The organism is Parabacteroides sp. D25 (assembly GCF_000307475.1).
GTDB lineage: Bacteria > Bacteroidota > Bacteroidia > Bacteroidales > Tannerellaceae > Parabacteroides > Parabacteroides distasonis.
Window position 1 is genome coordinate 476,363 of record NZ_JH976500.1, and the last position, 12,837, is coordinate 489,199.

Genomic DNA, 12,837 nt, shown 5'->3' on the forward strand with positions numbered 1-12,837 from the left:
ATCTATTACTTGTTAAAGGATAAGTAGTTAGATATTCATTGTCGTGCGTTTCGCTGGCTTTGGCACGATATTCGCTATCTATTTAATGAAATCGCAAGTGGGCGTTTCTACATTTAAACCGTTAAAAACAAAAGTCATGAATTTATTCATGGCGAAAGATTAAGTCCTGAGTATTCAATTTAAGTCTGCAAAAGAAAAAGGCATCCTTTCGAGGATGCTTTTTCTATTTAGTTTCGTTACTTTTGCCACGAAATAATAAAATCTACTGAATCATATCATGGAACACGCGCTACAATCCCGACCTCGTATCGAGGTGGTCGACGCATTACGAGGATTTGCTGTTATGGCTATTATCCTATTGCATAATATCGAGCATTTTAACTTGTATAATTTTCCGGAGGCTACTACCGATTTTATGAAAGCCTTGGATAAAGGGGTATGGGATACCTTGTTCTTCCTCTTTTCCGGGAAGGCATACGCTATTTTCGCCCTGCTGTTCGGTTTTAGTTTTTTCATCCAGTTTGATAACCAAGCGAGGAAAGGGAAGGACTTCCGGCTTCGTTTCTTCTGGCGGTTGATGCTCCTATTCTTTATCGGTTGCTTCAACGCCTCGTTCTTCCCGGGGGAGATATTGGTGCTTTATTCGATCTTGGGTATTGTGTTGATACCGGTTTGCAAGTTGAGTAATAAGATGGTATTGGCGATCGCCGTGTTTTTGATGCTACAGCCCATGGAATGGGGTAAATTCATGTATGCCTTGATGCATCCGGAATATGTGGCATCCAAGGAACAATGGCTGGTGCACTGTATGCGGATCTATCCGTATATGGAAGGTGCTAGCTTTTGGGAAATGGTCAAGTCTAATCTGTGGGACGGGCAGCTGTATAGCCTTCTCTGGGCTTGGAGCTATGGACGTTTCTTCCAGACATCGGCTCTCTTTATGCTGGGCATGTTGTTGGGGCGCAAGGGATTGTTTGTCGATCCGGAGAAGCATCGGACGTTTTGGACAAGGACCTTTGTTATCGGGGTAGTTTGTTTCATTCCCCTCTATTATCTGTCCCTTTCCCTACCCGGTTTGCTGGAGCGTACCGAAGAGCTTCGCCCGATGAGTACGATCGTGTCTTCCTTGCGTAATTTCTCGTTCATGTGCGTATTGGTATCCTCCTTTATCTTTTTGTGGCAGTGGAAGGCGCCGCATAAGGTGCTTCACGGGCTTGTGCCTTACGGGAAAATGAGCTTGACGAATTACCTCACGCAATCGATGGTAGGCTCTTTTATCTATTTCGGATACGGTTTATCCCTGTATGACGATCTGGGAACGACCGCCAGCTTCGCCGTAGGAATCCTTCTTTTCATTCTCCAGCTAGGTTTTTGCCACTGGTGGTTAGCCCATCATAAACAAGGTCCTTTCGAGGGAGTATGGCGTAAAGCTACGTGGATGTTTTCTTGATTCGTTTTATTTATTTACCTTTGTGGTTACTATAAATAATCTGAGTGGGTATGTTGTCGATTCTAATCGTTGAAGATGATATAACTTTTTCCTTGATGCTTACCACATGGCTGGGTAAGAAAGGGTTTGTCGTAAGATCCTCGTCCTCTGTTTCCGATGCTAAACGGAGGCTGGGGGAGGAAGCGTTCGATTTGGTTATATCGGATTTACGCCTGCCGGATAGTGACGGGATCGACTTATTGAAATGGCTGAAAAGCACTCATCCTTCCTTACCCCTTATCATGATGACCAGTTATGCGGAGATACAAACGGCGGTTCAGGCGATGAAGCTGGGAGCGGCGGATTATATTGCCAAGCCGCTGAACCCGGATGAGTTGCTGGGAAAGATCAAGGAACTTGTGCGCGTGGAGGAGAAGGCTCCGGCGAGAGTCCCGGTTTCTTCGGCCCCGGATCTTTATATCGAGGGGCAGAGCCAAGCGGCCCGCCAGCTTTATGAGCATGTGCGTTTGGTGGCTCCGACGGATATGTCGGTATTGGTGACCGGCGCTAGTGGTACCGGTAAGGAGTATATCGCCCGTCGGATTCACGAGCAAAGTAATCGTAGCAAGGCTCCGTTTGTCGCCGTGGATTGCGGCGCTATTCCCAAGGAATTGGCGGCTTCCGAGTTCTTCGGCCACGTGAAAGGTTCTTTTACGGGGGCGATCGAGAACAAGACCGGGGCGTTCGTGGCGGCCCAAGGCGGTACGATATTTTTGGATGAGATCGGGAACCTGACGTATGAGGTGCAGGTCCAGCTATTGCGTGCCCTGCAGGAGCGCAAGGTGAAGCCGATCGGGAGCAATCAGGAGATCGCCATCAACGTACGTCTGATATCCGCTACGAACGAGAACTTGCGGCAGGCGATCGAGAAAGGAGATTTCCGTGAGGACCTGTACCATCGTATCAATGAGTTCACGATCCGTATCCCGGACTTGAAAGAGCGAAAAGAGGATTTGCTCTTGTTCGCCAATCATTTTCTCGATCTGGCGAATAGCGAGCTCCAGAAAGATATCATCGGTTTCGACAACGATACCATGCAATTGTTCCAATCCTATTCTTGGCCGGGCAACCTGCGGCAGATGAAGAACGTCATCAAGTACGCCACCTTATTGGCGACCGGCCGCTACATCACCCGCAAGGAACTCCCGGAGGAACTGACGGAGAACCTCCCGTCGCACACTAACATCCAGCTAAAGAACGTGGAGCACGAACGAGACCTTATCCGTAAGGCCCTCCAAGAGTGCGGCAACAATAAGACCCGTGCGGCCCAGTTATTGGGCATCGACCGGAAGACGCTTTACAATAAGCTGAAGATTTATCAGTTGGATTGAAAATTCCGTGTTTTATGTGAGTGCTTAAGGCCTATTGGGAGCCTCTGGCTTGTATGATGGGTCTGTTGCGAAATAGAAGCTTATTCTGACTATTTGCTTCATATTATACGAATATGTTGACATACCCTTCGTGCGAAAGTGACAAGATAATGAGATAGGTGTGGCAATAAACACGCTTTTTCTTGAAAAAGGGGCCAATTTTGTACACGATAGGTGGCGAAACCTGTTGCGATAGGTCGTATTGCCCAATGCCGATACTCGCGTTAGGCATTATGAGCGGTCACGCATAGGGTTATGAGTACTCATGAATGGGCATTCTTACCGTGCTATAACCCTATCGTAACACTGCTTTTACCCTTTTCTTGCCTCAAAATATGAGATACGATGAATTAATTTCGCTGGAGCGAGAGGCTGTTTTTCTGTATTCATCTGTCAACGAGACAAATGCTGCTTTTTCTTCTCGTATTTAGAAACGAGCCGTACCTTTGCCCGAAAAAATCGATTCTCCGAGACTTTAGTTTTCATTTTGTCAAATTGCCAGATGGTATGTTATTGCCAAGAGAAAATCGCTAGGGGCTTTCTCCACATCGGCACCAACCACCTTTGCCGGGAACAGTAACTTTGGCTGATAAGCTGATTGAATGGTTGGAGTAGGGTGAATAGTCTTTTATTATTCTTTTTTAACATGACATGGAATAAATATTGTCTATTTATCAAAGGTTTTTTCTTTGGAGTATTATTAATTATAGTTAATTGATGTGATAATATTTGTGCGTTTAAGAACTTCGCATTATAATAAAATCTACCTTTGCTGTTGATAATACTCAATAAGTTGATTAAAATATACAACTTCTTTTTTTAATGATGTTATAGGGGAAATATTTAATGATTAAGCATATGAAGAGATGTATTTTTACGAAAGTAAAGTTCATGGCACTGTTCCTGTTTGCGGTGCTGATGACCGCATGTACAGCGGACGTGTACGAGCCTAAGCCGGATCCCGATCCAAAGCCGAGACCGGACGAGAGTACAAATGGTATTCCGAATGATTTTGATTATTCAACAAAGGCTAGCCATAAATTGACTGTTAAAGTCTTGGATGAATATGAGGGGAAACGTTATTATACGATAGAAGTATTTGGTTCGGACCCTATCACTGATCCTAATTCTGTTTTCTATGTTGGAGGTAAAACAAACTCAAGGAATCCATTTATTGTTGATTTGGCTTTACCTAAGACTCAAGAATATATTTATATTAAGAAAACGGATGCACAAGGGTATAGTACTGTTGTAAGCTTAGAGGTGAAAGATGGCGATTTATTATTGGATTATACGGATCCAGTTATTACAAAATCTTTTTTGCGTAGTGACAGCGGGATTAGTGATCAAGAAATAACACGTTGGCTCACCCCGCTTTCGGAGAAGGAAATTGAGAAGTTGGATAAAAAAGCTGAGATGAAAGATGTAATAGAGCTACGGAGTGGTATGACTCTTGATAAAAATAAGAGTTATAAAATTACGAGCGGAAAGGTCAACAATGTCGTTTTCCCTGATAACGAGAACTACACTCTTTATATTTTTAGCGGCGCTACCTTGGATTTAGCTTCTTCAGCCTCACCATTGACAAAAAACAGTCAAATTGTAGTTTTTCATGGAGGTCAGATAATTGGCTCTAAGGCTGTTCTGAAAATTGATGGAAATTCTCAATTGGTTAATATGGGTAAAGTAGATATTAATAGAATAGAAACTCTACCTTCGCCACATAGTTCAATTTATAATCATACGAATTCGGAAATTACTGTAAACTCAATGCATTTGAATGGAGGTGAACTTCATAATCATTGTTTGGTAAAGGTTGGTACTTTCTCTTTTGATGGATCTGCTTCCGGATTATATTTAAATCGGGGTTCTTCTGTAATTTCCGGGAATTTTATATATGGTTATGATACGAAAATATCGATGGCGGAACATTCCTTGTTTGAGACAGATGCGTTGAATCCTGCTCAAACAGGTCCTGTATCCTTAGTTGTAGAGGATGCGGATGCCAATCAATATGGAGATGGAAATAGTGCCAAATTGTTTAAGGTGAATGGTGTATTGGATTATACATCTGTTCAGATAACAGGCTTTTTCTGGAGTGATTTATATACTTATGCGCAAAGTGAAGTAAATTATTCAGCTAATAAGAATGGTGCGTTAAGAGTGGTTGGCAATAAATGCCCTGTAAATATATCCGGTGATTGTTTTGGCGATATCAATTACAGTAAAGATGAGCCTTTTACAGACGAATCCGAGACGCCTGAGTATAAACCTGAATATGATAAGACAGAAGCTTATGTCTATTTATTTGAAGACAATTGGCCTAATTTTGGTGACTATGATATGAATGACTTGGTTATGATTGTCAGCATCATGAATACGACAGAGGCTAGCAGTGAAGGTATTAATGCAAAAACTGTATATTTATCAACAAGTGTTAGGGCTGTAGGTGCAACGAAATCTTTATATGCTTTTGCGAAGATCCAAGGAACAGACAAGGTTATTAATTTATTGGAAGGAAAAGAGGCGCATGAGTTCATGAATAGCGAGCCAGGTCAAATAATAAATACATATAATAAGACTTGTGAAGCACGTGAAAGCTTGATAGAAGTAGATGTGAATGGCATGAGCGGAGTTGTGAATGCTAACAACTTAAACGTTTTTATTGTTTGGGGTGATCCTAATAAGAATAAAAAGAACGAGGTCCATATAGCTGGTTTTTTAGGGACGGAACAAGCAGCCACGGCCTTAACAAGTGATGAATATTATCGATATAAGTATAATGAGAATATTGATAATTCAACAGAGGAATTTAATAATATGATGTGGGGATTGATGATCCCTAAATCATCTTTTGATTCATATCCTAGAGAAGGTATTTCTATTATGGATGCATATCCTCAATTTATGAATTGGGCCAAGTCTGGAGGAAAAGATGTTTTGGATTGGTATACTTTAGGTGTCAATGATCTTCTTTACCAAGGAGATTCTGCTAAAGATAAGTGATCATAGCATCTAAATGATAATTTTATTTGTCGTAAACAGTAAATAGATTTAAGAATAAAAACGGATTGCGGGAACTTTATCCTTAGCAATCCGTTTTTCATTTCTATTAATCCAGCATCAAACTCATATAAGCCATCCTCCCCTGATAACCCATCAACTGTCGTGTTAGCGTTTGGTTATCCATTTGTTCCAAATCTTTTTTGGAGACAGGGCTTTCGTGTTGTTTGGATAGCCAGAGGTGGATCATGCGTTTCGTGTCGATGATGCGGGCCATACCCATAGGTAAGGTACCCGGAGGGGTGGGAGGGGTATTGACCGTCGCTTGCGATATGTTATTTTGCAGGGTAAGCTCTTGCAATAGTAATTCCTTGATCTCTTCCGAGTCGTAAAGAAGTTCCTTGATAAAAAGCTTTTTGTCGGACGGCGCTGTACCCGCCTCAAGAGGCAGTGCGAAAGCCATGCCAACCACCTTCTCGTTCTCGTCCAAGGCCGTGTACATCCCCCCGTTATCTAATTGCAGATCACGAAGTATCGTGATGAAATCATCCTGCGAGTGCAAGATACAGGAAGGGCGTTCACGTAATTTGCGGTTGAAATAAGCGAACAATTCGTCGGTTGTCGGTACCTCCGGTTGGATAACCGTTATCTTCGGGAGTTGAACCGGCGTATTCGGGCGGATATATGTCTCTACGGAATAATCGAATGCCTCGGTATAACCCTGTTCCCTATAATAGTCGAATAACCAAGGATCGGCAGGGATTAAGGCGGAGATAGCGATCTCACGCCGTTCCATTTCCTCGAATGTCTCTTGCAAGAGTTGTCGCATAAGCCCTTGCCCTCTTTCTTCCGGAGTCGTGCACGCCCCAGAGATATAGCCTACCGAGATCTCGGTACCCAAATAAGTCATCGTATGAGGAACTATCTGCAAGGCAGAAACTATTTTACCGTCCTTCTCGATGGTCATTGCGTTCTCGTCCTTGTAAACACGATCAAAATAAAGGCTGATAAATGCCTCGGAATCCCCGAAGCAGGTACGCCATAAGTTTACGATTTGTTGTTTCTTGTCCATAATTTATTTAGTTTGCGTAAGTTGCTTTTTTATTGCGGCACTCTTCTCTAATAGTATGGTAGGCTGATAAGAAAGCTTCGCTTGGCGCAACCCCGGTATGCCGAGATCCTCCTCCCGGTTCACGTAAGTATACTGTTCCGGAAGGTGAGAGGCGAACTCTTGGTTGATCACCGTATAGGCACCGTCAAAATTCACGTCCGCTTTTTCCACGTGTACTCCGAATGTATTATGGTTGATGGGGGCCCCGAAAGAGAAAGCGATAATCTCGTTATCCACCCGGAGAGCGCCACCGATCAGGCCTAGGCTGTCAAAATGATGCAAGGCATAGGTAAGGGAGCGACGTTCGTCATTAAGCTCTTCCTCGTCATTATCTCCATTGTTCGCCTTATACCATTTACATTCCAGTTTTAGGCATTGGGGGACGATATCCGGCGTGATAGGGACATACTCGTACGAATATTGTTTCTTGAAATTATTGATATGATTACGTTTGGATTGGTATTTCTTACCCCGTAAGGTCGCTAAATCCTCCCGTAAATAAATGTAATCGAAATAATCCCGTTCTGGGATATAAAAAAAGCTTCCGGGAAGTGCGCCTTCCAGTTGCTCCTTGGCGTCGGGGGTGATACCCAGCATACAGAGCGGATGTCCATATTTTAAGGAATCCTCTTCCAGCAAACGAACGGCACCCGCTAAATCTCCATCCCCGACAGGCATCATATAGGCGAAACGGCTCTTGTCCTCGATCATGAAACGGATTAATAAATAGCCATCCACGATAGCGAATTCACTGTCATATAAGAAACGCCAACTGCACATGTTCGCGAATGAGAAATCACAATTGCGATAATCGCTGGGAAATGTAAATGAGGTTATGATCTCTTTGTCTTCTAACCTAATCGGTTTAAACGGTATATCCATAAATTTTCTTGTACTGTTTTACAAACTGCAAATATAAAACTAAAATGCGTGTGCGAATGTTTAGAATGGGAATAATAAAGGTAATATAAATACCATAACGATTCCCATCACGATTTGTAAAGGCAACCCCACCTTTACATAGTCCATAAATGTATATTTTCCGGCGGACATAACGAGTGCGTTGGGTGGCGTAGAGAAGGGGGAGGCGAAGCACATGCTGGCACCTACCGTCACCGCCAGCAGGAACGGATAAGGGCTAACGTTGATGGCTATGGCGGATTGAAGGGCAATAGGGGCTACCAGTACCGCCGTGGCCGTGTTGCTGATAAACATGGTCAGTAGCGAGGTGGTGAAATAAATTCCGGCCATCAAGACGAGCGGTCCGTAATCGCCTAGTCCGCTCACCAATTTCTCCGAGATAAGATTGGAGGCGCCTGTCTTCTCTAAGGCTAGCGACATGGGTAACATGGCGGCGATCAAGACTACGCTTTCCCAATTAATCGTTTTATAAGCCTCTTCCACGTTACGGAAACATCCGGTTAATACCATCAATATTCCCGCTATGATTACCGCCGCTACCGGAGGAATCGGGATGAAGTCGAATACCATGGCGGCAATCATTAAGACCATGATCAAGGCGGCGACAGGGGCTTTATAATCCAGAGTGACTTTAGAGGCCTCTTCTAAGGGCTGGCCCAATACCACCCATTGCGATTGCTTCTGGCTCATGCGAGCGATACTGTCCCATGTGCCTTGTATTAGAAGGATATCGCCGGCATGCATCTTTATATCTTTTATATCATTCAGTATATATTCCCCTTTCCGTTGGATGCCTAAGATATTCACGGAATATTTATCCCTGAAACCAGAGTCCTTTACCACCTTATTTATCAATTTCGAGTCGGGCATTAATAAGACCTCGGCGATACCGATCTCCCGAACGCTCAGCTTTTCAACTTCCGCCCCTTCAACATATTCGGATACGTGGGTATCCGTAAGCTCCAGATTCTGTTCTTTGGCGAATTGGTTTACTTTCTCGAACGGGCCGAACACATAGAGGATATCGTTCTCCTGTAATTCCGTATGTGGGCCGGCTAAGGACTGGTCTACGGTTTTAAGGAAACGTCCTTGAGAGGACGACTGCCGGCGTATCTCCAGAATGGAGAGATTATAAGCCTGCGTAATATTTAATTCTTGCAATTTTTTCCCTCCGATCCGGGAACCGGGCCTGATCTGTATCCGATATAGATTATCCGATAATTGGTATTTCTTGGCTAACTCTTTTGGGGAGTGCCCGGTTGTAGTCTTCGTGTCTTTGCCATCCTCCTTTTTTACCAAGAAGAATTTGCTTAGGGGAATCAAGACGACCAAGCCGATAAGCACACAAATAACCCCGATAGGCGTAAACGAGAAAAACGATAGATCCGTGAATCCGGCGTTGGATAGCACCTCATCTACCACGAGGTTCGGAGGCGTACCGATCAGCGTGGCCATTCCGCCCATGCTACTAGCGAAAGCCAAGGGCATCAAGAACCTCCCGGGACTGATATTGGCGCTTGCCGCCATGCTCACTACGATCGGAAGCATGAGGGCCACGGTACCCGTATTACTGACGAACGCCCCGATAAAAGCGGTGACCATCATGATCAATATGAATAATTTCAATTCGCTTTTTCCCGCTAGACGGAGTATCTTGCTGCTGATCATCTTGGCCAATCCCGTTTTAAAGATAGCTCCTCCTACGACAAATAACCCGACCATCATGATGACGATAGGATTGGAGAAGCCGGAAAGCGCTTCTTCGGGTGTAAGTATGTTGCATACGATTAATAAGACGAGGGCGCATAGAGCGGCAAGATCGGAACGTAATTTTCCATTAACAAAGAAAACGGCTGATAGGGCCAGTATTATAAGTGTTGTGATCATAGGGTATAAATATTATAGGTAAAGAACAAAAAATAGGGGGTATTTGTTCGTTATTTTCTTGTTTCGGGAAAAATGGCTAAACTTATAGGTTGAACAGCCATTTTGTAAAATAGGGGCTGGAGCTATTTTTGCGATATGAAATTCGCAACAATTAGGTTAAAACGAATGTTATTTTAATGTCTAACGAAAAGAAGATAAATCAGAGATGAAAAAGTACGACGCGATTATTATTGGTTTTGGGAAAGGTGGAAAAACCTTGGCGGCGGATTTGGCCAACCATGGATGGAATGTAGCTGTGGTGGAGCGTTCGACGGGTATGTACGGAGGTACTTGTATCAATATCGGCTGTATACCGACGAAAGCGCTTGTACATTACGCTCAAGTGACAGGGTATCGCAGACCTTCTACCTTCGAGCAATATGCGGAGGAGTTTAAACAGGCTATCCTCGCCAAGGAGAAACTGACCTCTTTGCTTCGTGAGAAGAATTTCAAGAATCTGGATGATCGGGAGACCGTAACGGTCTATACCGGAGAGGCTTCTTTTCGTTCCCCTTATGAGATTGTCGTGAAAACGGATACGGACTCTTTCTTGCTGGAAGGCGAGAAGATATTCATCAATACCGGAGCCACGACGATTATTCCTACGATATGCGGTATCGAGGATAATCCTTACGTATATACAAGTACTTCCATTATGGAACTGGAGAAACTGCCACGGCATCTGGTTATTGTCGGAGGCGGATATATCGGGCTGGAATTCGCTTCCATGTTCGCCGGTTTTGGATCGAAGGTAACGATCTTGGAGGCTGGGGAGGTGTTCATTCCTCGTGAGGACCGGGACATCGCCGATTCGGTGAAGTCCACGCTAGAGAAAAAAGGGATCACCATTCATTTGAATACGGTCGTGCAGACGATCGAGCAGGATGCCGAGCGGGCTACGGTGATCTGCCGTAACGCTATCTCGGGAGATACCTTGCGGCTGGATGCCGAGGCGGTGCTTTTGGCTACCGGCCGTAAACCGAATACGGAAAGCCTAAATCTGCAAGCCGCCGGAATACGGACGACTAATCGTGGCGCTATCGAGGTGGATAGTAAGTTGCGTACCAATATCCCTAATATCTGGGCGATCGGGGATGTACATGGCGGATTACAATTTACCTATCTGTCTTTGGATGATTACCGTATTATCCGGGAAGAGCTGTTTGGTAATGGTTTCCGGAGCTTGGACGATCGGGAAGCAGTGGCTTATTCCGTATTCATCGATCCTCCGTTGGCCCATGTCGGGTTGAACGAGACGCAAGCCCGTAAGATGGAGAAAAATATAAAGGTGGCCAGCCTGCCCGCCGCCGCCATGCCTCGTACCCGTACCATCGAGCAGACGGATGGCTTACTGAAAGCTGTGGTAGATGCGGATACCGGGAAGATCCTAGGATGTACCTTATTCTGCGCCGAGTCCAGCGAAGTCATAAATACGGTTAGCTTGGCGATGCGTCTCGGGCAAGATTACACGTTCCTCCGGGATTCGATATTCACCCATCCGTCGATGAGTGAGGCTTTAAATGATCTATTTGGATTAATAAAATAAAAACATAAATATGAAAACATCAAATATTGGATTAATCGGCTTGGCCGTGATGGGAGAAAACCTTGCGTTGAACATGGAAAGCAAGGGGTTCGCCGTATCCGTTTATAATCGTACAGCGCCGGGAGAGGAAGGCGTGGTAGACCGCTTCATGAGCGGTCGTGGAAAAGGAAAGAATTTTATAGGAACCCATACGATACAGGAATTTGTCGAGTCTATCGAGCGTCCTCGCAAGATCATGCTGATGGTAAAAGCGGGTGCCCCGGTGGATGAGCTGATGGCTCAATTGATTCCTTACTTATCACCCGGTGACGTGATTATCGATGGTGGCAACTCGGACTTCCATGATACGGAACACCGGGTGAAGGAGATGGAGGCGTATGGGATGTACTTCGTAGGTACCGGAATCTCCGGAGGCGAGATCGGTGCCTTGTACGGACCTTCCGTGATGCCGGGTGGTTCGCCTGCCGCTTGGCCTTTGGTGAAGGATGTCTTGCAAAGCATCGCCGCCAAGCTGGACGACGGGACGCCTTGTTGCCAATGGATTGGTCCGGGTGGAGCCGGCCATTTCGTGAAAATGGTACACAATGGTATCGAGTATGGAGATATGCAGTTGATTTCCGAGGCGTATTCCTTATTGAAGAATCGTCTGGATCTGGACAATGAGGCCTTGGCTCGTATCTTTGAGGATTGGAACACGGGAGAGCTGGATAGCTACCTGATCGGTATTACGGCCGATATTCTCCGCTTCAAGGACGAGGCGGGGGAGGGCTACCTGCTAGATAAGATATTGGATGCCGCCGGCCAGAAGGGTACCGGTAAATGGAGCGCTATCGCCGCTATGGACGAGAATGATCCGCTGACATTGATTACCGAGGCTGTTTATGCCCGTATGCTTTCTTCCATGCAGGAAGAACGGAAAAAAGCGTCCTCGCTTTATCCGAAGAGTGGCGTGCTGGGGCAGACCTTAATCTCGGAGAAAGAGATCAAGCAGGCTTTGTATGCCGCTAAGTTGGTTTCCTACGCACAGGGATTCTCTTTGTTGTGCCAAGCCTCCAAGCGATATGATTGGCAGTTGGATTACGGTACGATCGCCAAGATCTGGCGGAAGGGATGTATCATACGCTCTGTCTTTTTGGAGAAAATTACGCAGGCTTATGAGAAGAACCGGAATCTGGAGAACCTCTTATTCGATGAGTTCTTTATTCAAAAGATCGAGTCTTCCTTGTTGGCTTGGCGGCAAGTGGTAGCCGAGGGTGCCTTGCATGGAGTGGCTTTGCCGGCGATGAGCTCGGGGTTGAGCTATTTCGATGGACTGTCTACCCCGCATTCCGCCGCTAACTTGATTCAGGCCCAGCGGGATTATTTCGGGGCTCATACTTATGAGCGGGTCGATTGGGAGCGTGGTAAGTTTTTCCATACCAACTGGACGGGTGAGGGAGGAAAGACGGTTTCTGGAACTTATAACGTATAA

8 protein-coding genes are annotated in these 12,837 nt (G+C 45.1%); 5 read left to right on the top strand and 3 right to left on the bottom strand.

The features are described 5' to 3' along the window. Nucleotides 1–277: 277 nt before the first annotated feature. The 3 genes from HMPREF0999_RS01840 to HMPREF0999_RS01850 all read left to right on the top strand — a co-directional run bounded on the left by HMPREF0999_RS01840 (nucleotide 278) and on the right by HMPREF0999_RS01850 (nucleotide 5,865). Nucleotides 278–1,450, top strand: a complete 1,173-nt coding sequence (locus tag HMPREF0999_RS01840) for a DUF418 domain-containing protein (RefSeq protein ID WP_008779702.1) — start codon at nucleotides 278–280, stop codon at nucleotides 1,448–1,450. A gap of 50 nt (nucleotides 1,451–1,500) precedes the next feature. Continuing rightward, nucleotides 1,501–2,820, top strand: a complete 1,320-nt coding sequence (locus HMPREF0999_RS01845; RefSeq protein WP_009275035.1) for a sigma-54-dependent transcriptional regulator — start codon at nucleotides 1,501–1,503, stop codon at nucleotides 2,818–2,820. Nucleotides 2,821–3,717: 897 nt separating this feature from the next. Further along, nucleotides 3,718–5,865: an LruC domain-containing protein gene (locus tag HMPREF0999_RS01850; RefSeq protein WP_005857725.1), complete on the top strand. Its 2,148-nt coding sequence runs from the start codon at nucleotides 3,718–3,720 to the stop codon at nucleotides 5,863–5,865. 106 nt (nucleotides 5,866–5,971) lie between these two features. On the opposite strand, the gene HMPREF0999_RS01855 is transcribed toward HMPREF0999_RS01850, so the two are convergent. From HMPREF0999_RS01855 to HMPREF0999_RS01865, 3 genes are read right to left on the bottom strand one after another with little or no spacing between them, the layout of a single operon-like run. Continuing rightward, a complete protein-coding gene (locus HMPREF0999_RS01855; RefSeq protein WP_005857723.1) occupies nucleotides 5,972–6,934 on the bottom strand; it encodes a GNAT family N-acetyltransferase in 963 nt (320 codons plus the stop codon). 3 nt (nucleotides 6,935–6,937) lie between these two features. Further along, nucleotides 6,938–7,855, bottom strand: coding sequence for a DUF2156 domain-containing protein (locus HMPREF0999_RS01860; RefSeq protein ID WP_008772425.1), 918 nt, complete (start codon nucleotides 7,853–7,855; stop codon nucleotides 6,938–6,940). A 60-nt stretch (nucleotides 7,856–7,915) separates the two neighbouring features. Beyond that, the gene (locus tag HMPREF0999_RS01865) at nucleotides 7,916–9,781 is read right to left on the bottom strand and encodes an SLC13 family permease (protein ID WP_009275036.1); all 1,866 of its coding nucleotides are present in this window, start codon (nucleotides 9,779–9,781) and stop codon (nucleotides 7,916–7,918) included. A 205-nt stretch (nucleotides 9,782–9,986) separates the two neighbouring features. Here HMPREF0999_RS01865 and HMPREF0999_RS01870 point away from each other — a divergent pair, with 205 nt between their 5' ends. Then, the gene (locus HMPREF0999_RS01870) at nucleotides 9,987–11,366 is read left to right on the top strand and encodes an FAD-dependent oxidoreductase (protein WP_009275037.1); all 1,380 of its coding nucleotides are present in this window, start codon (nucleotides 9,987–9,989) and stop codon (nucleotides 11,364–11,366) included. Between the two features lie 10 nt (nucleotides 11,367–11,376). Then, entirely contained in the window at nucleotides 11,377–12,837 is a 1,461-nt protein-coding gene (gnd, locus tag HMPREF0999_RS01875; protein WP_009275038.1) for a decarboxylating NADP(+)-dependent phosphogluconate dehydrogenase, read from the top strand.

Excerpts from the sequence above, each read along its gene's own strand:
- HMPREF0999_RS01845 (WP_009275035.1), top strand. The coding sequence starts at position 1,501 with ATGTTGTCGATTCTAATCGTTGAAGATGATATAACTTTTTCCTTGATG.
- HMPREF0999_RS01870 (WP_009275037.1), top strand. The coding sequence starts at position 9,987 with ATGAAAAAGTACGACGCGATTATTATTGGTTTTGGGAAAGGTGGAAAA.
- HMPREF0999_RS01865 (WP_009275036.1), bottom strand. The coding sequence starts at position 9,781 with ATGATCACAACACTTATAATACTGGCCCTATCAGCCGTTTTCTTTGTT.
- HMPREF0999_RS01855 (WP_005857723.1), bottom strand. The coding sequence starts at position 6,934 with ATGGACAAGAAACAACAAATCGTAAACTTATGGCGTACCTGCTTCGGG.
- HMPREF0999_RS01850 (WP_005857725.1), top strand. The coding sequence starts at position 3,718 with ATGAAGAGATGTATTTTTACGAAAGTAAAGTTCATGGCACTGTTCCTG.
- HMPREF0999_RS01860 (WP_008772425.1), bottom strand. The coding sequence starts at position 7,855 with ATGGATATACCGTTTAAACCGATTAGGTTAGAAGACAAAGAGATCATA.
- HMPREF0999_RS01840 (WP_008779702.1), top strand. The coding sequence starts at position 278 with ATGGAACACGCGCTACAATCCCGACCTCGTATCGAGGTGGTCGACGCA.
- gnd (WP_009275038.1), top strand. The coding sequence starts at position 11,377 with ATGAAAACATCAAATATTGGATTAATCGGCTTGGCCGTGATGGGAGAA.